This window comes from Polynucleobacter sp. CS-Odin-A6 (assembly GCF_018882095.1).
In the GTDB taxonomy this organism is placed as follows: Bacteria; Pseudomonadota; Gammaproteobacteria; order Burkholderiales; family Burkholderiaceae; genus Polynucleobacter.
The window spans coordinates 835,676-859,315 of record NZ_JACVPD010000001.1; the positions used below are offsets into that span (position 1 = coordinate 835,676).

Annotated in this window: 28 protein-coding genes and 1 other RNA gene; 21 read left to right on the forward strand and 8 right to left on the reverse strand. The window is 45.9% G+C overall.

Annotated features, from left to right (window positions below):
* Window position 1 precedes the first annotated feature (1 nt).
* Complete coding sequence (locus ICN15_RS04280; protein ID WP_216201394.1) at window positions 2–841, forward strand: tetratricopeptide repeat protein; 840 nt, start codon at window positions 2–4, stop codon at window positions 839–841.
* 95 nt (window positions 842–936) lie between these two features.
* On the opposite strand, the gene ICN15_RS04285 is transcribed toward ICN15_RS04280, so the two are convergent.
* Entirely contained in the window at window positions 937–1,887 is a 951-nt protein-coding gene (locus ICN15_RS04285) for a tripartite tricarboxylate transporter substrate binding protein (RefSeq protein WP_216201395.1), read from the reverse strand.
* The gene (locus ICN15_RS04290) at window positions 1,884–2,951 is read right to left on the reverse strand and encodes a tartrate dehydrogenase (RefSeq protein WP_216201396.1); all 1,068 of its coding nucleotides are present in this window, start codon (window positions 2,949–2,951) and stop codon (window positions 1,884–1,886) included. The genes ICN15_RS04285 and ICN15_RS04290 overlap by 4 nt, the downstream gene beginning before the upstream one ends.
* A 191-nt stretch (window positions 2,952–3,142) precedes the next feature.
* Between ICN15_RS04290 and ICN15_RS04295 the strand changes: the two genes are divergently transcribed.
* The 4 genes from ICN15_RS04295 (at window position 3,143) to ICN15_RS04310 (ending at window position 5,951) form a co-directional block, all read left to right on the forward strand.
* Complete coding sequence (locus tag ICN15_RS04295) at window positions 3,143–3,637, forward strand: LexA family transcriptional regulator (protein WP_216201397.1); 495 nt, start codon at window positions 3,143–3,145, stop codon at window positions 3,635–3,637.
* On the forward strand, window positions 3,634–4,971 hold the full coding sequence (locus tag ICN15_RS04300; RefSeq protein WP_216201398.1) for a Y-family DNA polymerase: 1,338 nt from the start codon (window positions 3,634–3,636) through the stop codon (window positions 4,969–4,971). The genes ICN15_RS04295 and ICN15_RS04300 overlap by 4 nt, the downstream gene beginning before the upstream one ends.
* A 128-nt stretch (window positions 4,972–5,099) precedes the next feature.
* Complete coding sequence (locus tag ICN15_RS04305; RefSeq protein ID WP_216201399.1) at window positions 5,100–5,243, forward strand: hypothetical protein; 144 nt, start codon at window positions 5,100–5,102, stop codon at window positions 5,241–5,243.
* Window positions 5,244–5,408: 165 nt separating this feature from the next.
* Window positions 5,409–5,951 carry a TIGR00645 family protein gene (locus ICN15_RS04310; RefSeq protein WP_216201400.1) on the forward strand — a complete coding sequence of 181 codons (543 nt, stop codon included), beginning with the start codon at window positions 5,409–5,411 and terminating at the stop codon, window positions 5,949–5,951.
* Between the two features lie 23 nt (window positions 5,952–5,974).
* Here ICN15_RS04310 and ICN15_RS04315 read toward each other — a convergent pair whose 3' ends face one another.
* Window positions 5,975–6,631 (reverse strand): putative quorum-sensing-regulated virulence factor, encoded by a 657-nt coding sequence (locus ICN15_RS04315; RefSeq protein ID WP_216201401.1) that lies wholly within the window; start codon window positions 6,629–6,631, stop codon window positions 5,975–5,977.
* 134 nt (window positions 6,632–6,765) lie between these two features.
* Here ICN15_RS04315 and ICN15_RS04320 point away from each other — a divergent pair, with 134 nt between their 5' ends.
* Window positions 6,766–7,128 carry a hypothetical protein gene (locus ICN15_RS04320; protein WP_216201402.1) on the forward strand — a complete coding sequence of 121 codons (363 nt, stop codon included), beginning with the start codon at window positions 6,766–6,768 and terminating at the stop codon, window positions 7,126–7,128.
* A gap of 61 nt (window positions 7,129–7,189) precedes the next feature.
* Here the strand turns inward: ICN15_RS04320 and ICN15_RS04325 are convergent, their stop codons facing one another.
* The 4 genes from ICN15_RS04325 to ICN15_RS04340 form a co-directional block, all read right to left on the reverse strand.
* Window positions 7,190–7,492, reverse strand: coding sequence for a HigA family addiction module antitoxin (locus tag ICN15_RS04325; RefSeq protein WP_216201403.1), 303 nt, complete (start codon window positions 7,490–7,492; stop codon window positions 7,190–7,192).
* Between the two features lie 55 nt (window positions 7,493–7,547).
* A complete protein-coding gene (locus tag ICN15_RS04330) occupies window positions 7,548–8,516 on the reverse strand; it encodes a YafY family protein (protein ID WP_216201404.1) in 969 nt (322 codons plus the stop codon).
* Window positions 8,517–8,672: 156 nt separating this feature from the next.
* Window positions 8,673–8,954 (reverse strand): hypothetical protein, encoded by a 282-nt coding sequence (locus ICN15_RS04335; protein WP_216201405.1) that lies wholly within the window; start codon window positions 8,952–8,954, stop codon window positions 8,673–8,675.
* A 13-nt stretch (window positions 8,955–8,967) separates the two neighbouring features.
* Window positions 8,968–9,270, reverse strand: coding sequence for a hypothetical protein (locus ICN15_RS04340; protein WP_216201406.1), 303 nt, complete (start codon window positions 9,268–9,270; stop codon window positions 8,968–8,970).
* Between the two features lie 110 nt (window positions 9,271–9,380).
* On the opposite strand from ICN15_RS04340, the gene ICN15_RS04345 reads away from it, so the two are divergent.
* From ICN15_RS04345 to ICN15_RS04360, 4 genes are all read left to right on the forward strand, one after another.
* On the forward strand, window positions 9,381–9,668 hold the full coding sequence (locus ICN15_RS04345) for a hypothetical protein (RefSeq protein WP_216201407.1): 288 nt from the start codon (window positions 9,381–9,383) through the stop codon (window positions 9,666–9,668).
* A 301-nt stretch (window positions 9,669–9,969) separates the two neighbouring features.
* Window positions 9,970–10,452, forward strand: coding sequence for a helix-turn-helix transcriptional regulator (locus ICN15_RS04350; RefSeq protein WP_216201408.1), 483 nt, complete (start codon window positions 9,970–9,972; stop codon window positions 10,450–10,452).
* The gene (locus ICN15_RS04355) at window positions 10,410–11,132 is read left to right on the forward strand and encodes a nucleotidyl transferase AbiEii/AbiGii toxin family protein (RefSeq protein WP_370625399.1); all 723 of its coding nucleotides are present in this window, start codon (window positions 10,410–10,412) and stop codon (window positions 11,130–11,132) included. Before ICN15_RS04350 ends, ICN15_RS04355 begins: the two co-directional genes overlap by 43 nt.
* A complete protein-coding gene (locus ICN15_RS04360; RefSeq protein ID WP_216201409.1) occupies window positions 11,129–11,332 on the forward strand; it encodes a hypothetical protein in 204 nt (67 codons plus the stop codon). Before ICN15_RS04355 ends, ICN15_RS04360 begins: the two co-directional genes overlap by 4 nt.
* Before the next feature lie 156 nt (window positions 11,333–11,488).
* Here ICN15_RS04360 and ffs read toward each other — a convergent pair.
* Window positions 11,489–11,586, reverse strand: an RNA gene (ffs, locus tag ICN15_RS04365) — signal recognition particle sRNA small type.
* A gap of 32 nt (window positions 11,587–11,618) precedes the next feature.
* Here ffs and dnaX point away from each other — a divergent pair.
* From dnaX to surE, 11 genes are all read left to right on the forward strand, one after another.
* Window positions 11,619–13,301, forward strand: coding sequence for a DNA polymerase III subunit gamma/tau (dnaX, locus tag ICN15_RS04370; protein WP_216201410.1), 1,683 nt, complete (start codon window positions 11,619–11,621; stop codon window positions 13,299–13,301).
* Between the two features lie 58 nt (window positions 13,302–13,359).
* Entirely contained in the window at window positions 13,360–13,683 is a 324-nt protein-coding gene (locus ICN15_RS04375; protein WP_046330302.1) for a YbaB/EbfC family nucleoid-associated protein, read from the forward strand.
* A gap of 25 nt (window positions 13,684–13,708) precedes the next feature.
* Window positions 13,709–14,332 carry a recombination mediator RecR gene (gene recR, locus ICN15_RS04380; RefSeq protein WP_216201411.1) on the forward strand — a complete coding sequence of 208 codons (624 nt, stop codon included), beginning with the start codon at window positions 13,709–13,711 and terminating at the stop codon, window positions 14,330–14,332.
* A 200-nt stretch (window positions 14,333–14,532) separates the two neighbouring features.
* Window positions 14,533–14,757: a CopG family transcriptional regulator gene (locus tag ICN15_RS04385; RefSeq protein WP_216201412.1), complete on the forward strand. Its 225-nt coding sequence runs from the start codon at window positions 14,533–14,535 to the stop codon at window positions 14,755–14,757.
* The gene (locus ICN15_RS04390) at window positions 14,741–15,010 is read left to right on the forward strand and encodes a type II toxin-antitoxin system RelE/ParE family toxin (protein WP_216201413.1); all 270 of its coding nucleotides are present in this window, start codon (window positions 14,741–14,743) and stop codon (window positions 15,008–15,010) included. Before ICN15_RS04385 ends, ICN15_RS04390 begins: the two co-directional genes overlap by 17 nt.
* Complete coding sequence (locus tag ICN15_RS04395; protein ID WP_255532856.1) at window positions 15,010–15,207, forward strand: ParD-like family protein; 198 nt, start codon at window positions 15,010–15,012, stop codon at window positions 15,205–15,207. Before ICN15_RS04390 ends, ICN15_RS04395 begins: the two co-directional genes overlap by 1 nt.
* 141 nt (window positions 15,208–15,348) lie before the next feature.
* Window positions 15,349–16,761 (forward strand): carbohydrate porin, encoded by a 1,413-nt coding sequence (locus ICN15_RS04400; protein ID WP_216201415.1) that lies wholly within the window; start codon window positions 15,349–15,351, stop codon window positions 16,759–16,761.
* A gap of 175 nt (window positions 16,762–16,936) precedes the next feature.
* Window positions 16,937–18,457, forward strand: coding sequence for a TolC family protein (locus ICN15_RS04405; RefSeq protein WP_255532857.1), 1,521 nt, complete (start codon window positions 16,937–16,939; stop codon window positions 18,455–18,457).
* A 6-nt stretch (window positions 18,458–18,463) separates the two neighbouring features.
* Window positions 18,464–19,726 carry an efflux RND transporter periplasmic adaptor subunit gene (locus tag ICN15_RS04410; RefSeq protein WP_370625400.1) on the forward strand — a complete coding sequence of 421 codons (1,263 nt, stop codon included), beginning with the start codon at window positions 18,464–18,466 and terminating at the stop codon, window positions 19,724–19,726.
* On the forward strand, window positions 19,727–22,846 hold the full coding sequence (locus tag ICN15_RS04415) for a CusA/CzcA family heavy metal efflux RND transporter (protein ID WP_216201416.1): 3,120 nt from the start codon (window positions 19,727–19,729) through the stop codon (window positions 22,844–22,846).
* A 5-nt stretch (window positions 22,847–22,851) separates the two neighbouring features.
* Window positions 22,852–23,640, forward strand: a complete 789-nt coding sequence (surE, locus tag ICN15_RS04420; RefSeq protein ID WP_216201544.1) for a 5'/3'-nucleotidase SurE — start codon at window positions 22,852–22,854, stop codon at window positions 23,638–23,640.

The following is a 23,640-nucleotide window of genomic DNA, read 5'->3' on the forward strand; positions in this document are numbered from 1 at the left end:
GATGAACATTCGTAAAGTACTTAATCTATTTATTAGCGTATTCGCTGCGGCGGTATTGCTAACTAGTAATGCCGCATTTGCTGAGGCAACTTTGACAGAGGTCTATCAAGCGGTGCAATCTGGGCAGATGGCTAAAGCCGATGCCATGATGAAAGAAGTGCTGCAAAACCACCCTAATAGTGCAAAGGCGCACTATGTAGCGGCTGAGCTTTCCCTGAAAGAGGGTAAGGTGGATGTAGCACGCAATCATTTCATGACAGCGCAAAACCTCGCGCCAGGCTTGCCTTTTGCTCAACCAGAATCTGTGCAAAAACTCCAAGTACAACTGGCTAACACTGCAACTGCAGGTGGTTCGGCTGCTAGCGCATCCTCCTCCATCTTTAGCAATCCACTCTTCTGGGGTTTGATCGCTGTCTTGGTAGTAGGCGTCATCATTGTGATGAGACGTCGTAAAGCTGAAGCAGTACAGGTCTATAACGCACCAAGCGCTGGTTACCCCGGCACCCCAGGTGGTCCTGCTGGACAGCCTGGCGGTCCTTATCCTGGTGGCCCTGGTTACCCTGGAGCTCCAGCTGGTGGTATGGGTAGTGGCTTAATGGGTAGTCTGGCAACTGGCGCAGCTTTAGGTGCTGGTATGTATGCTGGCCAAGCATTGGCGAGCAATCTGATGGGTGGCCACGATAACGGTCATTCCAACACCAATGCCAACCCGAACATGAATCAAGTCGGCGGTCCCGCATCTACAGATCCTAATTTCGGTGTACGCGATGCCGGCTCTTGGGATGATGGTGGATCCAGCTCATGGGATGACGGCGGTGGCGATTTTATGAGTGACGTGTAAGCTCACCAGTAGAAATAAAAAACCACCGAAAACAACGGTGGTTTTTTATTGCCAAAGAAGAGTTACATCAGCAGCATTACAGCGAATCCAGTCTCTTACTTAATCATGCCTGCATTCTTGGCATCTTCCATTGCTTGAGGAGTCTTCTCTTTCATAAAGGCGGGCATCTTTGCCAATGGGATATCGACCAAGATAAATCCAGAGTCCTCTAACTTCTTCTTGGTTTCAGGATCGGCATTGAGTTGTGCAAAGTAGTCAGACATCTTTTGCTGCAATACCAGTGGAGTTGCTTTAGGTACGGCAACACCCCGATAAGCACCATCTACCCAATTCAGGCCTAGCTCTTTAAAGGTGGGTACATCCGGTAGGGCTGGATTCCGTTTCTCAGTAGCGATCGCTAGGGTGCGCACTTTGCCTTTTTGCTGAATCGCCAGCGGTAAGTAGCCCATCGCACCATCTACGTGCATTCCAATTAAGGCGGTAATTAAATCTCCCGTACCCTTAAAAGGAACGTAATTAATTTTGACACCGGCTAATTTATTCAAGCGCTCTACGGCCATATGGTTTGCCGAGTATTGTGCAGAGCCTGCCAGATTGAGCTTGCCAGGTTCTTTCTTAGCGGCTGCAATAAATTCTTGATAGGTCTTATAGGGGCTATCAGCAGAGACCATCAAGGCATCTGGAGTGAAGTGGTAGTAGTAGATGGCATTGATGTCATCAGTTTTGTACTGAATGCCTTCTTGTAATGGCTGCAAGATGGTATGAGGAATATTGACTCCGACTACCGTAGTGCCATCAGCAGGATAGGTATTTAGAGCACTCCATACCAAAGCACCGCCAGCGCCCGCACGATTAATCACTACCATCGGTTGCTTGAATTTCTTGGCGGAGATCTCTGCTTGATAGCGCGCTACTAGATCAGATTCTCCAGCAGGTGGAAACGGGATGATGTACTGAATGGTCTTATCAGGAAATGGCTGAGCATGCACAACAGAGATAACGCTCAATGCTAGTACAGCAACTTTAACGAATGAAAACACCTTCATTTTGATATCTCCTGAATTACTGCATTAGTAACATCACTCATCATTGCTGTTCCCCCTAAATCACGGGTGTGCAACTGCGGATTAGCGGTGACAGTTTCAATGGCTTTCATTAACTTAGTAGCCATCTCTTTTTCTCCTAAGAAATCGAGCATCATGACGGCCGACCAAAAAGTACCAATCGGGTTAGCAAGACCTTGACCCATGATGTCAAAAGCGGAACCATGAATCGGTTCAAACATGGAGGGGTAACGCCGCTCTGGATCTAAGTTAGCGGTAGGTGCAATACCTAAACTACCAGCTAGTGCTGCTGCTAAATCGCTCAGTACGTCCGCATGCAGGTTGGTAGCCACAATCGTATCTAAAGACTCAGGGCGATTCACCATCCGAGCAGTAGCGGCATCGACTAACTCTTTATCCCAAGTCACATCCGGAAAGTCTTTTGCAACGATCTTGGCAATGTCATCCCACATCACCATGCCATGGCGCTGGGCATTGGATTTAGTAATGACGGTGAGGTGCTTGCGAGGGCGCGACTGCGCGAGCTTAAATGCAAAGCGCTGAATCCGTTCTACGCCCACACGCGTCATGATGCTCATATCGGAAGCCACTTCAATCGGATGGCCTTGATGTGCTCTGCCACCGACACCAGAGTATTCCCCTTCAGAGTTCTCGCGCACAATAACCCAATTCAGTTGGTGCGGTTTGCAATGGCGTAGTGGGGTTTCAATTCCGGGGAGAATGCGAGTGGGTCTGACATTGGCGTATTGATCAAAGCCTTGGCAAATCTTTAGGCGCAAACCCCACAAAGTAATGTGATCAGGAATATCCGGATCGCCAGCCGATCCAAACAAAATGGCATCTTTAGACCGTAGAGGTTCAAGACCATCATCGGGCATCATGATGCCGTGCTTGCGGTAGTAATCTCCACCCCAATCAAAGTGCTCAAATTGAAAGGCTACTTCAGGATGTTTGTTGCTTAAGGCATTCAAGACCTTTTCGCATTCAGGAATTACTTCTTTGCCGATACCGTCGCCTGGAATAGAGGCGATTTTGTAAGTCTTCATTGCTCTCCTAATACTGTGTTTTTTATGTGTAAATCGGCTTTAGCGCTGATTTCAAGGCTCATTATGTGGTTCTTCCCCCGCTAAAGAACTTGGGGTTTATGAGTAGAAACAGGCACCATAGGTAGCAAAACAACAAAAATAGAGTCGTTTTGGTGGTTTTTACATATACTGTATGGATATACAGTATATTAATGACTATGACGACTCAGATGACCCCCTTAAAAGTGACCTTAAGCCAAGCCCCACAGGCCTTGGCAGCGAATTCTGCCTATGAGTTCACGCTCTTAAGTCACCGGATTTCAGCGGGATTTCCGAGTCCAGCGGCGGATTATGCTGAGGAAGGTCTCGATCTCAATAGCTATTTAGTTAAAAACAAGCCAGCGACCTTCATGTTCACCGTACAGGGTGATTCGATGATGGGTGCGGGTATTTGTGATGGCGACAAGGTAGTAGTCGATAAAGCCCTCAAGCCAAAACATAAAGACATCGTGGTGGCGGTAGTGGACAGCGAGTACACCATCAAGCGCCTGTATCAGTTGCGTGGCAAAACAGAGCTCCAGCCTGAGAACCCGAACTACGAAGCCATTACCTTTAATGAGAACAGCGAACTCCAAATTTGGGGTGTCGTGGTCGGGGTAGTGCGCAAGTACAGCCACGCCAGCAGCAGAAATGGGAAATCATCATGAGCAACATGAACGCCATGAGTACCCTCCATCAAGCAGGCCAAACTCAGCAGCTCTTTGCGCTCGTCGATGTCAATAACTTCTATGTATCGTGCGAGCGGGTCTTTGCTCCGAAATTAGAGGATGTGCCAATGGTGGTGCTCTCTAATAATGATGGTTGCGCTGTAGCGCGTAGTGCTGAAGTCAAAGCACTGGGTGTGAAGATGGGTACCCCTTGGTTTCAGATAAAAGATTTGGCCAAGCAGCATGGTATCCAAGCCTACTCTTCGAACTACACCTTGTATGGTGATATGAGCAGCAGGGTGGTCGAGGTGTTGCAGAAGTTCACACCCAATTTAGAGGTCTACAGTATTGATGAGAGTTTTCTGGCAATTGAGACTGTGCTCAAGCAATATAAAGATCCCACTAGCCTAGGCCAAATAATCAAACAAGCGGTTAAAGATACGACTGGCTTGCCAGTCTGCGTTGGTGTTGGTGCCAGTAAGACGCTTGCCAAACTCGCCAATCACTTAGCTAAAAAGAATCCACAGTTTACTGGCGTGTGCGACATCAGCTCCATGCCTAAAGCAATGCTCTACCAATGGATGGCAGAAACAGCAGTGGGTGAAGTGTGGGGTATTGGAGGCAAGACTGCTAAGAAACTCAAAGAGCTCAAGATCCATAGCATCTTTGATTTAGTGCAAATCTCGCCACAGACTATGCGCCAACAATTTGGCGTAGTGATGGAGCGGATCTGCTATGAATTGCGTGGCGTCTCTTGTTTACAGTTAGAAGAAGTAGCGCCTGCTAAACAGCAAATTATTGCCTCACGCAGTTTTGGTAAGCCAGTGACATCTATGGAGGAGGTGGCGGAGTCTGTCGCTACCCATACTGCTAGAGGTGCCGAGAAACTCAGAAGTCAAAAGTCTGTCACGGGCGCGCTCACTGTTTTTGTGCAAACCAACCCACACAAACCGTTTGAGCCACAACACTATCAAAGTATTACGGTTGCTTTAGCAGATCCGAGCGATAACACCTTAACGCTGACCAGTGCGGCATTAAAGGGTCTCCAGCAAATCTACAAGACTGGCTTTAAGTACAAGAAGGCAGGCGTCATTTTTAACCTCTTGGCTGATAAGCCCACTATGCAGCAATCCCTATTTGATGACATGGAAGTCAAGGGTAAATCCGCCGGCCTCATGAAAGCAATGGATTCGATTAATAGTCGCTTTGGTAATGCCGTCATCAGATCTGCAGCAGCAGGCACTAAAGAAACCAAGCAAGACTGGCAAATGCGATCAGGCAATAAGTCACCCAACTACACCACGCAGTGGGATGAGTTGCCGGTGGTGAGGTAGAAGCGCGAGATGAAAAAATACCAAAAAATAAGCAATCAAAAACTCATTTTCACTAGCTCATTTCATGAGCTTTTGATTGGCTATTCTGAATTCGTAGCAGTCATTTAAAGACATCACAGGAGAAATATATGAACACACTAAATAACTTGATGAACAACTTCAATGGCATCTCATTGCTAGTAATCATCGCTCTGTCCTATTGCGCAGTGTTGAAAAACACCAAGCGTCATGAAGGTGAAACAAAGACCGTCTTTAATCATCACTATCGCTAAAGATTAGTCTGCAGTAATTAATAAAGCAAGACTCAAAGATCAAGCAGCAGGCCTGGAAGGGGGATAAGGAAATCACGGATTCCTTATTCCCTAGTAAAGGCGAGCATCAGGGATAGCCTTTATTCCGTTACAGCTATCTGCCACAAATATCAGTAAAATACTGGCATGACTGAAGATAAACAAACCTTCCTAGATAAACAACTACGCCCCTTACCGCGTTGGATATTTATGTCCCGCTGGTTGCAGGCGCCGCTTTATATTGGTCTGATTGTTGCCCAAGGCGTATATGTCTGGCAGTTTTGGTTAGAGCTTGTCCATCTTGTTTCGAAGATGGCAGACAAGTCCATGAACGAAACCGCAATCATGCTGGTGGTCTTAGGATTAATCGATGTAGTGATGATCTCTAACCTATTGGTGATGGTCATTATTGGAGGATGGGAAACCTTCGTCTCTCGTTTGGAATTGGAGAACCATCCCGATCAGCCCGAGTGGCTCTCTCACGTGAACGCAGGTGTGCTCAAAGTAAAACTGGCAACTGCGATCATTGGTATTTCATCGATCCACTTGCTCAAGACCTTCATCAATGCAGCATCCTATGATGAAAAAACGCTCATGTGGCAAACCTTAATCCACGTTACCTTTGTGCTGTCAGCCGTTGCGATTGCCTATACAGAAAAGCTGGTAACTTCGGCTCATAAGCAACACTAGGCAAGCATTAAATAAGGTTAAGCTTAAGCCTCTAAAGCTTTGCGTAAAAAGGGTGACAAATTATCCTGACGTAGCATCCACTGTTTATAGTCAGATGGCACTTGGCTAATCAGTTCACCCTTGTGTTTACCAAAAGGCATGATAGTCGGAATGCGTGCCTTCTCTGACATTTCCCATAAAGCATCTAAAGAAGCAGGGTGCAAACGATCAATGATTTGACCCAAAATTTTGGAGCAGATCCATACATCCGCTAATGCACTATGGGCATTACGTAATTGTTCTTTAGCAGTGGCGCGCTCAAAGTAATAAAGCAGGGCGCTTTGAGTATGACTATCTAACTCAGGCCAAAGGCTACGCGCCAGTGCCAGCGTACAAATCCGTTTAACTTCAGGACTACCAATCGCTTCCCAGTCAAAATCCACGTTATGACCAATGATATAATTGGTACCAGCAGGCAATCGAAATGAGCTGCTGGCAGGGCAATTAATCAATTCCTCATCGAGGATATGGTGGGTTGCCAAAGCACCTAAGCTAATCGGCTTACCAGGGTTGTAACGCTGTACCCAAGGATTGTCAACAGCGAGTGGGTTGATAGAAGTAATATCTAAAGATGCCGCTTCAATAATGACCGCATCGTTTTTATCGGTTGCTTCAACATCAAAAATAATGGCTTGGGACATGAGTGCTCTTAATAGTTCAAATTAGATTCCATTGTGCCCGCATTTTTATATTCAAGCACTTAAAAATGACGAGGCTCAATCTATGAGCTTATCGATTTTTATACTGAATTTATCCAATCCACAAAGGAGAAATCATGCGTGATTACACATACTTGGGCGGTGCCCGTTTTACGATCAACAATATCTTCCGTAGCTTGCGCTTTGATGTGGATAGGCTTGATCTAAGCTGGTCCGAAGATCAGAAGCCTGATTTTATTAGAGGGTTTCGTATCGTCGATAACGAAGAGCCCAATACGGTGACCCTTGAAGGAGAAGATGCGGATAACCTGGTCTTTAGTTTGGCTTATGCCTTCAACAAGCAAGATGGCTTTGAGGCCTTTAGAGCAGCTGTTGATGACTACCTAAAGGTTGCTCTGACAACCAAGCAATATCTAATTACTGGTCAAAAAAAAGATCCAGCAGGAAAGGCAGAAACATCTGAGTCAGTAATTCATTAGATTTTTAAAGAAGATAGGGTGGGGCTAAACCGAATTACTAAGCTTTGAAGTGTTCGTTGAATTAGACCGCTAGGAAACCATTAAATAAGGGAATTTTTGGCAATATCTTTTTGAGCTTCAGCCCTGCATGAAACAAATCATATTTGGATTGCATTTCAATCCAAAGTTGTGGTCCATTGCCCAAGAAAGTACCCAGCCTTAAGGCAAGCTCCGGCGTAACACCACTTTTTTCTGAGAGAACAGCATGCAGAGTTTGTCTTGAGACTCCAAGATGTCTTGAGAATTCCGTGACAGAGATTCCTAAGGTTGGGAACACATCCTCTCGCAGAATGGCTCCAGGGTGGGTCGGTGATCTTTTATGCATAAGTAAGTGTAAGGCGGTACTTTACACTTGTAAATACTTAGAAAGCAAAGGTTTATTAGTAGCTGCTTAACGCCTTCGCTAATTCCGCCTTCACCTTTGACTTGAGACTAGCCGGCCCAATCACCTCAACACCAGAGCCATGCTTCATGATGTCCCGAATGAGTTCTGGATCTTGGTCAAAATCAAACTCAAGGGTGTAGTAACCATTTTTATCAAAGCTACCTACTTGTTGGCCATGCCAATGCTCTCCCGCTACCCAACGTGAATGCTCGGGAGTAAAGCGCAACTTCGCTCTTTGAGTGGCCTTACCAGAGAAGATGCCGTAGCTCTCAGCAAAATGTTCGTGACATTCTTTCTCGCTGAGTTCTTGCGCTTTTTTATTGGTGAGCACTGCATCCCGAATGCCATCAATCGCAAAGCTGCGTAAGTCATTCCGTAAATGGCAATAGGCATCAAGATACCAGTTCTCACGGTAATAGATTAGGCGCTGAGGCGAGATCTCGCGAGTCGTGTCCTCATCCTTCCCCTTGGAGTAGTAAGCAATATCCAGACGATTACGCTTAAGTAGGGCGGCACCAATCTCAGAGAAGTTCTCAATGGAGTTCTTACGCGAGCCCATGCCAATGACTTTGATCCGTTTGCGTAGTTCTTTTGCAGAGGTTTCGCTTTGACCCAAAATGCCATCAATGATTACCGTCAGAGGTTCGATGTGGGGGCCGATTAAGCCACCTTGATCTAGCGAGGAGAGTAAGTGCTGCATCAACACCAGGGCAGTAGCTTCTTTTTCAGAGAACCAGAGTCCAGGCATCTCAATCTTATTGATGTCGCTACCTTCCTTAAACCGATAACCGCCTAAAAAGCGGTCATACTCAATCTCGGCCTTAGAGCGTGATCGTAAGTACTCTAAGTCACGTTTAAAAGTCGCCTTCGAGATCTCAAGCTCATCTAAGAAGACCTCAATTGGCACACATTTACGCTGCTGAATCAGGTACTTAATACGGTGCAAGCGTTCCGGATCACTCATAAGGACTCCAAAAGGTGTTTTTATAGTTTTAAGAACTATAAGTACTTTATAGCTCATTTAATGAGCTTGGAACTCATTAATTTATAAAAATAGCAAAAACACAACAAAGCCAAACGAGGAGGTGTAGACGATCAAATTCACCTGCGTAGGTTTGCATTATTTAGCAGGTGAGTAACCGATCCGATTGCCAGTGTTATCAAAGACATTGGTTACGCCTTGGGGAGACTGGTTCTCGAAGCCAATGCGCTTACCGCTGTTGTCATAAACCCCATTAGAAGAGTTCCAGTTATTGGGACTGTTCTGCCAATTGTTCGGGCTGTTTTGCCAGTTATTCGAAGAGTTATTCCAATTATTGGGTGAGTTGCTCCAGTTATTGGCTTGAGCTAAACAGACGCTACAAAATAGGGAGCTCAATAAAAAAGCAAGTACGCGTTTCATGATTACCAACCTTTCAGGTGGGGGTTTGTGGAGCTTGACGTGGCGCATTGATAGTGGAATTAGGTGCTGCATAAATAGGCGCGGTAGAAGTGCCTTGATAAGCGCCCCCAGGACTATAGAAATTAGTCTGCCCGTTATCCGTCTGAAATGACTGTACGTTTTGACCTGTGGCGTTGTAGACATTGGTTACACCACTTGGAGAGCTTTGGCTGTAACCCAAGTAGTTGCCAGTGGAGCTATAAACGGCTTGGGCAGAGGTACTGCGTACGAATAAAACAGCCTGAGCAATTAAAAAGAGGGCAATAAGGTATTTCATGGGGATCTCCAAAAAAGATTTCATGAAGTCAGAATAAAAACCCCAAAGCTCACCTAATGAGCTATCTGCTCTAGAAAATGAAATAACTCATTAATTTCATAAAGAGCTCCATGCTAAGTTCCCTAGTCTTTATTACCATCCTGCCATTGCAGATATCGCCCAACGGTCATTCTCCTACGCCAATCACAAGACCGTTAGCTGTAGCTGCCTTTGTCGATAGCGCCAGTATTATTGGATTACCTAAGTTCAAACTCAGGGATGCCAAAGGTAATTTGTACTTCCCGCACAAAGCCATGTATCAAGAACCTTCAGCCACCGTCCAGCAGCATGCTGGTGTGCCCATGGTGAGTGATGTGACCGTACGCAAGGCTTATATCAATTCGTATGTGCGACGTTAGGAGCTCTGAGGAGGAGATCTAAAACTGTTTGTACAAGATCTCATGGTGTTCTCTAAAGGCATGAGCAAAGGCCATTCAGTAAAGAATCTATTTGATCTTGATTGGGATCGTGGCGAGGTAAGACCAGCGTTTGTTGATGAGATGAAGTTGACTACTTTATGCAGGTTTGCATCTTAGGTATTTAGAAGCCATATCCATTAAAACAATGGACATTCTTTTTTTAGGCTCGAATTTAGGAGTTTTTCTTTAATTTTCCTAATTAATGTGTAATATATTACACAATTTATGCGATAATAAATCTATGAACTTACGTGAAATTGGTCTCAAAGTCGGGCAGCGCCGCACTGATCTGGGTTTATCTCAGGATCGGTTGGCAAAGCTTTGCGGTCTTTCAAGATCGACTATTCATCATTTGGAGAAGGGTACTTTGAATGATTTGGGTGCAGCCAAACTACTAGCCTTGCTATCTTTGTTGGGGTTGGATGTCATCACGCAGGAGCACAGTAAAAAACATCATGGTTTAGATATGGCTAGTAAAACTGCCAGTGTTAGCTACAAGACCAAGCTTCAAAGTAACGATTTATCCCATTCCTTAGCGAGCGGAGAATTACCAGAAAGTATTTATCCACATGTAGCAACATTGCTTGATGAAGCGCCATTAGCAATTATTGTATCCGCGGTTGAAGAGGCGGCAGCAGATAACCACATTCCACCTAAGCTCATTTGGAAGAATATTTATCGGTGGACACAAGAGATGTATTCACCAAGATCAGCCTGGGCTTAATGATGAATAAGGTGATTGAGCGTGATTTACCCAACGGCGTGTGGAAAGATTTACTTCCTCATGCACTTTCTATTATTGAAGATATCAAGAGTTATGGAAACTCTAATCCATTTTGGACTTTTGGTGGTGGTACGGTATTGATGCTTCGCTATCAACATCGTCTTAGTAAAGACATTGATATCTTTGTTCCCGACCCCCAATATTTGGGTTTCGTTACGCCACGTCTAAGTGATGTTGCTGCAGCAGTTAGTACTCAGTATGTTGAAGATCAAAGCTCTTATGTCAAGTTAATTCGCCCTGAAGGTGAGATTGATTTTGTAGCCTCGCCTAACCTAACTGACTACCCATTTGAGATGTGGAATATAAATGGACAACATATTCGAGTAGAAACTGCTGCAGAAATCGTCGCTAAGAAATTATGGCATCGTGGTGATAGGGCTACGGCTCGCGACCTCTTTGATCTTTCTTTAGTGATTGAGCAAGAACCAGAAGCCCTTATTAAGGCAGCCAAGTTTTTACTAAAGCATGCTGATTTATTCATCGATCAGATTACTAGCAGAAAGATCGTATTAGAAAGACAGTTTGCTGAAATTGATACCCTAACTTACAAGCCAAGATACGATGATGCTGCTGGGAGAGCAACTACATTCTTGAGATCACTTCAAAAAGCTGAGACATGAAAATGACCAAACGTATCTTATTTAATGAGATCAACGAAGGGTTTGAGCGCCTTAATAAGGCTCGCCTTGGGAAGACAATCTTACGCTCGGTAGAGCGAGACTTTAAACCCGCGGTAATAATTAATGCTGAGGAGGTAGTGGCGATTAGAGAGCAATTGATTCAGGTACAGTTAAGAAAATTACCTCAGTCTAATCGGTAGCTCGACTGATATGTATCTTCTTAGCCATCATAGCCTTGGTCGGATCTTGCTTAATCATTTCTTGTTCAATTTGCCAGGCCATGATTCTCTTGATCGCCACTGCACTGTTTTGTTTTGTAAAACTAAATCTAATCTAAACAAAGACTTATAAATAGGGTGGATGAGCCTGACCCCCGGCACTGACAGAATTGGGTTTGGCTGCTTCGTTCCCGACCTGACCAGGTTATCCAAACCGCCATGCGAGGAGGCCCATCCAATTCCATTTTAGCTTGTTAGAATGTAATACATGACAGCATTGGCTCTAGCCCGTTCGTGGCGCCCTAAAACTTTCCCTGAATTACTTGGCCAAGACCATGTAGTAAAGGCCCTTAGTCATGCTCTAGATCAGGGCCGCCTACACCACGCTTGGCTCTTTACAGGCACTCGTGGGGTTGGCAAGACGACAATCTCACGCATTATGGCCAAGGCCCTCAATTGCATTGGTGAGGATGGCTTGGGCAAGATGACTTCAACACCCTGTGGAAAATGTCCAGCCTGTTTGGGTATAGATCAAGGTCGTTTTGTTGATTATGTTGAGATGGATGCTGCGAGTAATCGCGGAATTGATGATATCCGTGATTTGCTCGAAAAAGCCGCCTATGCCCCAGCAAATGCCCGTTTCAAGGTCTACATGATTGACGAAGTACATATGCTTAGTAAAGAGGCATTTAATGCGCTTCTGAAAACCCTAGAAGAGCCTCCCGAGCATATCAAGTTCATTTTGGCGACTACCGATCCCCAAAAAATCCCTGTCACTATTTTGTCGCGTTGCTTGCAGTTCAACCTCAAGCAAATGCCCGTACCACTCATTGTTGAGCACCTAGAAAAAGTCCTCGCCGCAGAAAAAGTTGATTACGAAACTAATGCACTACGAGTATTAGCAAAAGGAGCGCAAGGCTCCATGCGCGATGCCTTATCACTCACAGATCAAGCCATCGCATATGCCGCTGGTAAAGTCTCTGAAGAAGCAGTGCGCGGTATGCTGGGCACCTTAGATGATGCGTACCTCATTCGGATATTAGATTCATTGATTGCTAAAGACGGTGCTACCTTGCTTGCTATTAGCAATGAGATGGGCGAACGCAGTATGTCTTTCTCATTAGCGCTGGCTGATCTATCTAGCCTCATTCAGAAAATTGCTGCTGCACAAATAGTTCCTGAATCCGTTTTAGAAGATTGGCCTGAAGCAGCGGAGATTCATCGCTTGGCAAGTGCACTTACCAAAGAAGAGGCACAACTCTTCTACCAAATCAGTATTACGAGCCGGCCTGATTTATCTCTAGCGCCCGATGAGCAAACCGGCTTTGCAATGACGCTCTTACGCATGCTGGCCTTTCGTCCCGGAAATGAAACGCCGAGTAGAGTAGGCGCTACAGCTGGTGGTTCAGCCCCACCAGTAGCATCAGCACCTAAAGCATTTAGTCCAGCCAATCAAACTGCCGCTCCAGCTAGATCTTCTGCTTCACCATCAGCTGCCGTAAAGCCTGCAGTTGCTGCATCAACCCCAGTATCTTCTCCACCAGCATCTATAACAGCAACTGCAGCCGACCGCCCAGACTGGCATGCCTTGATGCGTCAGCTACCGGTAAAAGGTTTGGTACAGCAGTTAGCCTTTCAGACAGAATTGCAAGATTGGGATGACGCGCCAGCAGGTGTGCGTGCAACCGTAGTAACGGCTATGCCACAACTAGCCTCTGATGCCTCCGTTGGGAGACTTGCTGATGCATTGACTGCGCACTTTGGTAAGCCAGTCAAAGTAATGATTGAGAAGGGAACTGCTGAAGCTAAAACGGTAGCTAAAGTGGATGCCCAGGTTCATCAAGAGAAAAGACAAAATGCAGAGCAAATGATTGCTCAAGATCCCTTCATATTGCAATTAGAAAAAGAGTTTGGTGCCAAGGTCGTTGGCGGCTCTGTGAAGCCTCTCTAACTGCATTTCACTAATAACTGTTCACTATTAACACTGATTCATAAAAGGAAATAAAGCAATGATGAAAGGCGGCCTTGCTGGTTTGATGAAACAAGCCCAGCAGATGCAAGAGAAGATGAAAGTAGCGCAAGAGCAGTTGGCTGCGCTCGAAGTGACTGGCCAAGCCGCTGGTGGTTTAGTCAAAGTTACTATCTCTGGTAAACACGAAATGAAACGCGTACAGATCGATCCAGGTGCAATGGATGATCGTGAGATGCTCGAAGATTTATTAGTAACTGCCTATACAGAAGCGTTCAAGCAAGTTGAAGCGGCTAGCTCACAAGTCATGTCTGGAGCAACAGCGGGTATGCCGATGCCTCCTGGATTTAAGTTGCCGTTTTAATCATTAATAGAAAACGGTTTATTTAATGGCGCGCCATGAAGCCCCACAAGATGCCCTTGGTCGTTTGATTGAGGCTCTCAGAGTATTGCCAGGAGTGGGCCCCAAGTCTGCACAACGCATGGCGTTTTACTTACTTCAGCATGACCGCAATGGTGCCGCCATATTAGCCAAGTCATTAGGTGAAGCAGTAGAGACTGTAGGCCACTGCGCTCGTTGTAATACTTTTTCAGAAACCCAAATCTGTATCACTTGTATTGATGATCGCCGAGATTCATCGCTGCTTTGCATTGTGGAAACACCGGCTGACCAAGTGATGATGGAACAGACGCTGAGCTTTAAGGGAAACTACTTTGTCTTGATGGGTCGTATCTCACCCCTCGATGGCATGGGTCCAAATGAAATTCATTTTGATCGACTGCTCAATCGTATTGAAGCACCCGATACTGGATTGCCCGTAAGAGAAGTGGTGCTGGCAACGAATTTCACAAGTGAAGGTGAGGCTACAGCCCACTACATTGGTGAGATGCTCAAAGCCAAAGGCATCAAAGTCACCAGAATTGCCAGAGGCATTCCGGTTGGTGGAGAGCTTGAATATGTGGATGCAGGCACCTTGGCTAGAGCGTTGATGGATCGCCGCACAGTAGGCTAGTTTTCCTAAAAACCCTTTTGTGATTAGCGTTGAATGCCAGACGCTATTTCAATAAAATCTTTCCTTAGTATTTAATTGAAGATGCCCTAATTTCTAGGGTATTTCTCAACTTACTTTTTTTTATTAATGTTGTTCTAGCTGCGTTCCCTTATCAATTCGTCAAAATTGCTATACTTGTATAGCAAAAATAGGGAGGGCATATGTTGGCAATACGATTACCCAAGGAAATTGAATTGAGATTAGATTATTTAGCCAAGGCCACTGGCAGAACTAAAACCTTCTATGCCCGAGAGGCAATACTGACCTACTTAGAGGATTTAGAAGACCTATATCTGGCAGATAAAGGGATGAAGGCGCTAAAAAGTGGCAAAGTAAAAGCTATTCCATTGGATCAAGTGGAGCGAAATCTTGGTTTGGCTGATTGAGTTTCTTCCATCAGCAGAAAAACAATTGAGCAAGTTAGATCGTAAGGTAGCTAAAAGAATTTTAGAGTTTTGTAGGAATCGGCTCGCTGCACAGGTCGATCCAAGAAATCTTGGCGAAGCTTTAAAAGGAACGTTATATGGTAATTACTGGCGTTATCGAGTGGGTGATCACCGAATTATTGCCTCCATCCGAGATAAAGAGATCAACATTCTCATTGTAAGTGTTGGTGACCGTAAGCACATCTACAAATAATGCCTAAAGTGATTCGGATATCTCACGACCTAGTTATGCAAGCCAGAAAAGCTAGGGAGGTAAACGGAAGATCACCATCGCAACAAATTGAGCATTGGGTGCGCTTCGGAAAACTGGCTGAAGACCATTCAGAATTAACACCTCAAATGTTGCTTGATATCCTCAATACCAATTCTCTTAAGCCCATTCGTCACTAAAGAGACACAAATTCTAGGTAAATTGCCCCGTTTTGGGGATAATCCGTTTTGTGTCTTTGCGCGACTTCAATCCCGCACCGTGCCTTTCTAATTAGCTTTACTGGTTACTGGCCATTGATGCTACTTATTGTGAAATTGTGAATGACCCACAAGTCCTATCTTCTCCTGTTGAGTTTGCTTGCTGCAGTTTGTAGTACAAATGCGCTCGCTCAAAAAGCAGGATCGGGTTCAGACCAAGTTGCTACATTTGCTGCCCCCATTGAAGATATACCCACTGAAGGAACGCTCTTTGGTTTACCAGTGAACATTCACGGTCAAACAACTTACATTAACCAGCGCTACAACAATTTCACCTCATCCTATTCTGGTCAGAACAGTTTGAATGCTCAGAAATCGATGAGCTACACCTGGTCAGGTACATTATTCTTTGGTGCTCGCATTGCACCGAATACCGATGTGTATTTCAATCCAGAAGTTGTTTCTGGAGTGCCATTTTCTGGCTTAACCGGTTTGGCTGGTTTTACAAATGGCGAAGCAACCAAAGCGGGCGGAGCCCAAGCGAAGTTTTATTCTGCCCGCGCCTTTGCACGTCATACGATTAATCAAGAGGGCGACAAAGTCGTGCTCGAGAACGAAGCCAATCAAATTACGCAGACTGTGAGTAGCAATCGCGTAGTGCTCACTGGCGGTCAGTTCTCTACGCTCGATATCTTTGATGACAGTCGTTACGCCAAAGATCCCCGGGTACAGTTCATGAACTGGGGCAATATGACCTATCTCGCCTATGACTATGCAGCCGATGCGCGTGGCTACAGCTGGGGCTTAGCAGGGGAGTGGTATCTCGATAACTGGGTGATGCGTGCATCACGCATGTTGGCTCCTAAGTCTCCTAATGGCCGTGATCTGAATTGGCAAATCTTTAACAACTATGGTGATCAGATTGAGGTAGAACGTCAACACCATATTGCCGACCTACCAGGTAAGGTCAGCGTATTGGCCTATCGCAACAAAATGATCTTGGCCCGGTTTGAGGATGCGACAAATTATGTGATCCAGAACAATGCCCAGGGAACACAGGCTATTAATAATGTCCGCACCAGCAATCAATTTAAAACCGGTATTGGTATTCATGGTGAGCAAGCCTTGACCAAAGATCTGGGTGTCTATGCACGTGCCTTCACATCGGATGGCCATACAGAAACCATGTCCTTTACTGAAGCAGATAACTCGCTCTCGATTGGTATGGGTATGAATGGCACAAGCTGGCAGCGCCCCCATGACAGCATCGGTGTCTCCATGATGCAAAATGGTTTATCTAGCTACCGTCGCAGCTATCTGCAAGCAGGCGGCGTTTCTTATTTCATTGGCGACTATGCCAGCCGAAATCAAACGATCTCTTACACACCAGAGCGCATTGGTGAGGTCTATTACAACGCGACGGTAGTTAAGAACGTCCTTGCTGGACTGAACTTCCAACACATCATCAATCCAGCCTATAACTCTGCCCGTGGCCCGGTAAACATCCTCTCTTTTAGGATTCATGCGGAGTTTTGAGTATTTGAGGGTGCTGAGATTTCATTATTTCTTTTAGAATCAATAAGATAGAAATCCTCTATTAATAGACTTTTGGCTTTTCTCACCTATAATCACCCAAACCCCCTGTAAAGACAGATAAATCTGCATCTGGGGCTATAAAAACAGCATTAGTACAGATTTAGAGGCAGTCGATTTGATTCACGCCCAGATTAAAACGAGCGAATTGATTATTCCGAACATCACCCCCTTCAAGCGGGCAATCTGTGCTGTCGCATCTGTGTTTTTAATCCCCTCAGTTTGTGCGCAATCATCCCCTGCCAGCGTGACGGTTCAGACGAATGAATCCAAAGCGCTATTGTCTGCGCCTCCAATTGTAGGTAATGACACTGGTGCGGCAAATGCAGCCTCCCTATTTGCTCCAGTTACTCCTAGCAATATGCCGAAGATTTACGCCAAGGGCGCACCTTCTGGCCCGGCTGAAATGGATTTGCGTCAACTGTGGACCGAGTTAAAGATTAACAATCCGCAACTATCCTCTTTGCGTGAATCTTACTTATCTGCCAAAGCAACCGTGCCCCAGATTAATGCACCAGCCAATCCCCAGGTTGGTCTGGTCTGGTCTGGTATGCCAGTGAACTCGCCATTTGCTTTGGGTGGCGCTAATGCACCAAGTCCTTCAAACCCGGGGGGTGGGGGTATTAGTAGCAACAATTCAATTTCTATTGCTCAGCCATTTCAGTTCCCAGGCAAGAAGAGTTTGGCTGCAGATATTGCCAACACCAATGCTGAGGCGCTTCTGGCCCAGAGTGAATCCACCTATTTGCAATTGGGTGCCCAGCTATCGACTTTGTATTACGGCGCTCTGGCATCCCAAAAACAATTGCAAGTCTTAAAAGAATCTGTGATGCGTTTGGAGATGATCAAGAACGTCGCTAAAGCACGTTATTCCAATAATGCCGCTGCTTACGTGGAATATCTCAACGCGCAGGTCTCGCAAAGTGCGGCCCAAGCTGATCAATTTAACGTAGAGCGTCAACTACAAGTGGCGCTCAACAATATCAATACCTTGGTCGGTCGCCACTCACGAGAGAAGTTAGTCTTGCGTGGTGATGTGCGTCGGGCGATGACTAGCGTGCCAACCTTAGTTGAATTGGAGGATTATGCTGAAACGAGTCATCCCTCCTTAAAGAGTTCCGCATTACAACTCGATGCAGCCCGCAAGGGCGTCGATTTAGCAAAGAAAGCCTATTTACCAGACTTTCAGGTAATTGGATCGTCTTTCACTCCCCGAGGCCCTTTTTCTGCAAACAATGGCGCAATGTTTTATCAGCTAGAGCTAGACCTGATCATTCCGCTGTATTTCTTCACCAAGGAGAAATACGGAGTAGAGCAGGCGCAACGGAATCAAGCGGCCGCTGAAGCGGGTAATATTTCGAATCGGCAGCAAATTGTGTTGGCCGTGAATAGTGCTTTTGCAGCTTATGAGCAAGCGAAGAATCAAACCCAATTCTTGAAAGAGCGTCAAGTGCCTCAAGCAGATGCTGCTTATAAGGTAGGTTTAACGCAGTATTCTAATAATGGTCAGGGATTTAATGATTTACTGACAGCGCAGACTCAATTGCGTAACCTCGAAGTTCAATTAGCGCTAGCGGAGAGCAATCTTCTGCAGGCCCAAGCAGTATTGCTAGTGACCTCTGGCAAAGAACCTTTTTAAGGAGCAGTGTTGAAAGACAAAATTCTTTCTTTTTTGCAATCTGGGCTCAAGACCTCGAAGCGCCTATGGGGCGAACTACTCCATCACGCTAGCGTCAAATTAGAGGAGCTACGAACATCGTACTGGGCCTTAGAGGCTTCGACCCGTGCCCGCATTCGCTTTGCTGCGATTAGCATTTCCATTCTGATGTTCGGTATCGTGATTGGCTTGGCGGTCAATGTAAATCGCCCCGTCAAGATAGAGAAGACGGATAAGAGTTTAAAGATTGAAAAAACGGGTTCGATGGAATTGCGTTTGCCAGGAGTTGAACTCAATCCTAATATTTATATTTTTCAAACCGCAGTCAAAGTTCCCGTTCCTGTCGAGTTAAATGTTCCTGGACGTCTGGCATTTAATGCTGAAAAGTCCAAAGTACTGTCGGCTCGAGCGCCTGGCCGAGTTGAGCGTATTTATGCATTCGATGGAGCGAATGTCAGCATCGGTTCTCCGGTAATCGAGCTTTATAGCCCCGACTTTATTTCTGCCCAACAGGAATATTTATTGTCATCAAAGATGGCAAAAATCCTTGAAGCAAATAAGTCCATGAGTGATCTCATGGCAGATGCCTCCATTACCCAACAGGCTGCAGCCAATCGGATACGCAACCTGGGTGTTGGCGAGGGAGATATTAAAGGGCTGGAGAAGAATGGTAAAACTCAGGCGAACCTAGTGATGCGTTCGCCATTAGAGGGTATCGTTGTCAAGCGTTCCGTTGAGCCAGGTTCAATTGTGAACGCAGGAGATGTTCTGGTTACCCTCGCAAATCCGCGTGAGCTGTGGTTCCTGGGGAGTGTTTATGAGCAGGATATCCGCAAAATTCAGAAGGGCCAGACGATTATTTTGCGCTCTCAATCCTACCCAGATCGGGAGTTCACCGCGGTTGCCAATTACATTTCCCCAGTGATTGACCCTGAGACGCATGCCCTATTAATTCGTTGTGACGTAGAGAATGCAGAAGGTTTGTTGCGTCCAGATATGTATGTTAGCGCCAAGTTAAAAGTCGGTGATGCTGAGGCGGTAGTAGTTCCTCAGACAGCTATCGTGCGGGTGCGCGAAATGCGTTACGTCATCATCAAAACAGCCTCTGATACTTTTCGTCGATTTGCAATTAAGGGCTATGACTTAGATGGCAAGCGATTTGCTGTGACCGAAGGGTTGGAGCCAGGCATGCAAGTGCTGACTGACGGCGCAGTCTTGCTGAATGATCGCTTTGCAAAGCAGGAGGAATAAGTGAGTTTCGTCACCTCATTTATTCGGGGGGTTTTAGAAAAACGCGTCATCATCATGGTCGCTGCTGGTATCTTGCTGTGTTTGGGGGCCTTTAGCCTGAAGCAGTTGCCAATTCAGCCTTATCCTGGTGTTGCACCTCTAACCATTCAAGCCATTTCTCAGTGGCCTGGACGCAGCACGACAGAGGTCGAGCAGCAAGTCACTATTCCAGTTGAAAATGCCTTAGCTGGTATCCCCGGCGTAAAGACATTTCGCTCGGTTTCTCTTTTTGGGCTTTCAGTTGTTACTCTGAAATTTAATGACAGTGCTGATGCCTTTAAAGCTCGGCAGATATTCTTTTCCAGTCTTGCCAATGTCAATTTTCCGCCGGGAGTGAACTCCAGTGTTAGCCCAGACTCTGATGCGACGGGTGAGATCTTGCGCTATCAAGTTAAATCAGACTACGCCTCACCAACCCGTTTAAAAACACTACAGAACTACGAGATCTATAAAGAGCTCAAGCAAACTCCTGGCGTTGCTGATGTTTCTTCTTTTGGTGGCAAAGTTCGCCAATATCAAGTAATCGTTAGCCCTGAGAGCTTGCAATCCAAAAATGTCACGGTCCCTCAGCTAATTGAGGCGTTGTCTAAAGCGAATGACAATATCGGTGGTGGTATTTTGCCCAGTGGAGAGCAGCAATTTGTAGTTCGTGGCGTGGGCTTATTAAGAAATATTGAGGATATCAAGCAGGTAGTCATTGCTGTGAACAAGGGCGTACCAGTTCGTATAGGGGATGTCGCTACAGTTCAAATTGGCAATGCACCACGCTTAGGCCTGTTTCAGTTTGATGAAAATCCTGATTCTGTTGAGGGTATTGTCTATCTGCGCCGTGGTGAAAATGCCTCTGAAGTTTTGGCCCGCGTACGTGAAAGAATTACCAACATAAATGACCACATTTTGCCTCCGGGCATTGAGGTCAAGCCTTTCTATGACCGTCAGGTATTGCTGGACATTACGGTTGGTACCGTCAAACACACCATGTTTTTTGGTATCACCATGGTGTTGGTCTTGCTTTATATTTTCTTGGGCAATATGCGAGCTGCTGCGGTAGTAGCCGCAGTTATTCCGCTGGCACTCTGTTTTTCTTTCATTCAGATGTACATCTTTAATGTACCTGCCAATTTAATTTCTCTGGGGGCCATTGACTTTGGGGTGATCGTAGATGCGGCAGTGATTGTCACTGAAAACGTGATGCGTCACTTAGAAGAAAGAGGCAGCAGACTGAAGCAAAGCATCATTCTCGCGACCAGTGAAGTGCAAAGAGCCATGGTGTATTCAACCAGCATCATTATTGTTGCCTACTCACCACTATTTTTGATGGGCGGAGTAGAAGGGATCATCTTCAAGCCAATGGCCTTCACCATGGGCTTTGCTTTAGTTGCCTCCATCATCTTGAGCTTAACCTTTTTGCCAGCTGCTATTTCCTTAGTGTTTGGTGATAATTTTCATCACTCGCCACCTAAATTTATTACTTGGATGCTTGAGCGGTATAGGCCATTGCTACGAAAGTGGATGGATCACCCAAGGCATGTGATTGCCGTTTCCGTGTTTATTTTAGGATTGACCCTACTGAGCGCTACCCGCTTAGGCACTGCATTCCTGCCGACTCTCGAAGAAAACAATATCTGGCTGCGGGTGACTCTACCCAATACCGTTGACTTGGATTATTCAATCAAAGTGTCGAATCAATTGCGTGAACTTTTCTTAAAGCAGCCGGAGCTGGAAAAAGTGGCGGTACAAATTGGCCGACCTGATGATGGGACTGATTCCACAGGCGTATTTAATCAAGAATATGGTTTATATCTTAAATCTCCTGATGAAATGCCAAAGGGATCTAATAAGGCGCTTTTGCTGGAGCATCTCCAGGCCGAGCTTACCAAGATTCCTGGGGTCAATTTCAGTTTCTCTCAGTACATTCAGGACAACGTCAATGAAGCGCTCTCGGGTGTCAAGGGCGAAAACTCCGTCAAGATTTATGGCTCAGATTTAGATGTCTTAAACGATAAGGCCCACGAAGTGGTTGCACAGTTGAAGAAAGTACGCGGCATCGAAGATGAGAATATCTTAAAAGAATTGGGCCAGCCAACACTCAATATTCAGATTGACCGAGTTGCCGCTGCCCGTTACGGCATCAATGTTAGTGATATTCAAACCGTGGTAGCGAACGCGATTGGCGGCGCTCCAGTCTCTAACTTTTTGGAAGATGAAAAAACGTTTGGTATTGCCGTTCGTTTGAATGAGGCGAGCCGAAACGATATTCCAGATGTAGCCAGCTTGTTGATTGATTCTCCCAACGGGCAAAAAGTGCCCTTATCGATGGTCGCCAATGTCAAGTTGACCGATGGACCCTTCTTTATCTATCGTGAAGCAGGTAAGCGTTATATTGCTGTCATCTTTAGTGTCAGGGGTAGAGATTTGGGTGGCGCAGTTGAGGATGCCAAGTACTTGGTTGAGAAAAATGTCACCTTACCAACTAACTACATGATTTCATGGGATGGTCAATTTAATCAAATGAAGGCTGCCCAGCAAAAGCTGATGGTGATTATTCCATTGACCTTACTTGCAATCTTTTTATTGCTAGTTGCTGCCCTGGGTAACATTCGTGATGCAACAGTGGTGTTGGTTAATGTGCCTTTTGCTGCCATTGGCGGAATTATTGCCCTGCACTTGGGCGGTGAAACGTTGAGCATTTCTGCACTCTTTGGTTTCTTATCTTTATTCGGTATTGCTATCCAAGACGGGGTGATTTTGATTTCGTATATTAATAAAACAATTGCTCATGAGCATGGCGCTATGAAAGATGCCATGGTTGATGGTGCCGCCCTTAGAGTGCGGCCCGTATTAATGACCGCGATGCTTGCAGGCCTCGGACTTTTGCCCGCAGCCTTATCTCATTCCATTGGCTCTGAGGCTCAACGACCGCTGGCGCTAGTGATTGTTGGTGGCATGATCACTACGACGATCCTCACTTTATTAGTACTGCCTGTTCTCTATGCTTGGGTCAGAGGGAGAAGTCAAGGTAGGGGTAAAGGCAGTACCCTAGGCAACACTGATGGCAAACCTACTCCTAGACTGGTTTAATCATGATGGACAATAAAATTCCCCACATCCTCATCTCCAATGATGATGGCTATCTTGCGCCGGGCCTTTTGGCCTTAGTGAATGCAATCCGTCCATTAGGGCGAGTTACCGTAATTGCACCCGAGCAAAATCACAGTGGCGCCTCAAATTCATTAACGTTATCACGACCCCTATCGATTCATCGCGTGGCTGGTGGAGAGCGTGATGGGTTTCTATTTATCAATGGCACTCCAACTGATTGCGTGCACATTGCGATGACGGGTTTCTTGGATGAGAAACCCGACCTCGTGATCTCCGGTATTAATCAAGGTGAGAACATGGGTGAAGATACTTTGTATTCTGGTACCGTGGCTGCTGCAGTTGAAGGCGTGATGTTTGGTGTGCCTGGCATTGCCTTCTCCCAAATTGATCGGGGTTGGAATCGGATTGAAGATGCTGCCAAAGCGGCACACGATATCGTTGCGCAAATGCTAGTTTCTAAACTGGCGCACGCAGAAGGCGCCGCTACCTTACTGAATGTGAATATCCCCAATCGCCCCTATGCGGATCTGTATCGCTGGCGCGTGACGCGTTTAGGCAATCGCCATCATTCACAGCCGGTAGTCGTGCAAAAAAGCCCGCGCGGTGATTTGATTTACTGGATTGGTGCGGCAGGGGATGCGAAAGATAGTTCAGAGGGTACTGATTTTCATGCAATTGAGGATGGTTGCATTTCGATTACCCCCATGCAGTTGGATCTCACCCATCATGCCCGCTTGGCTGCGATGCGGGTTAATGGTTGGGACCGCGGTTGA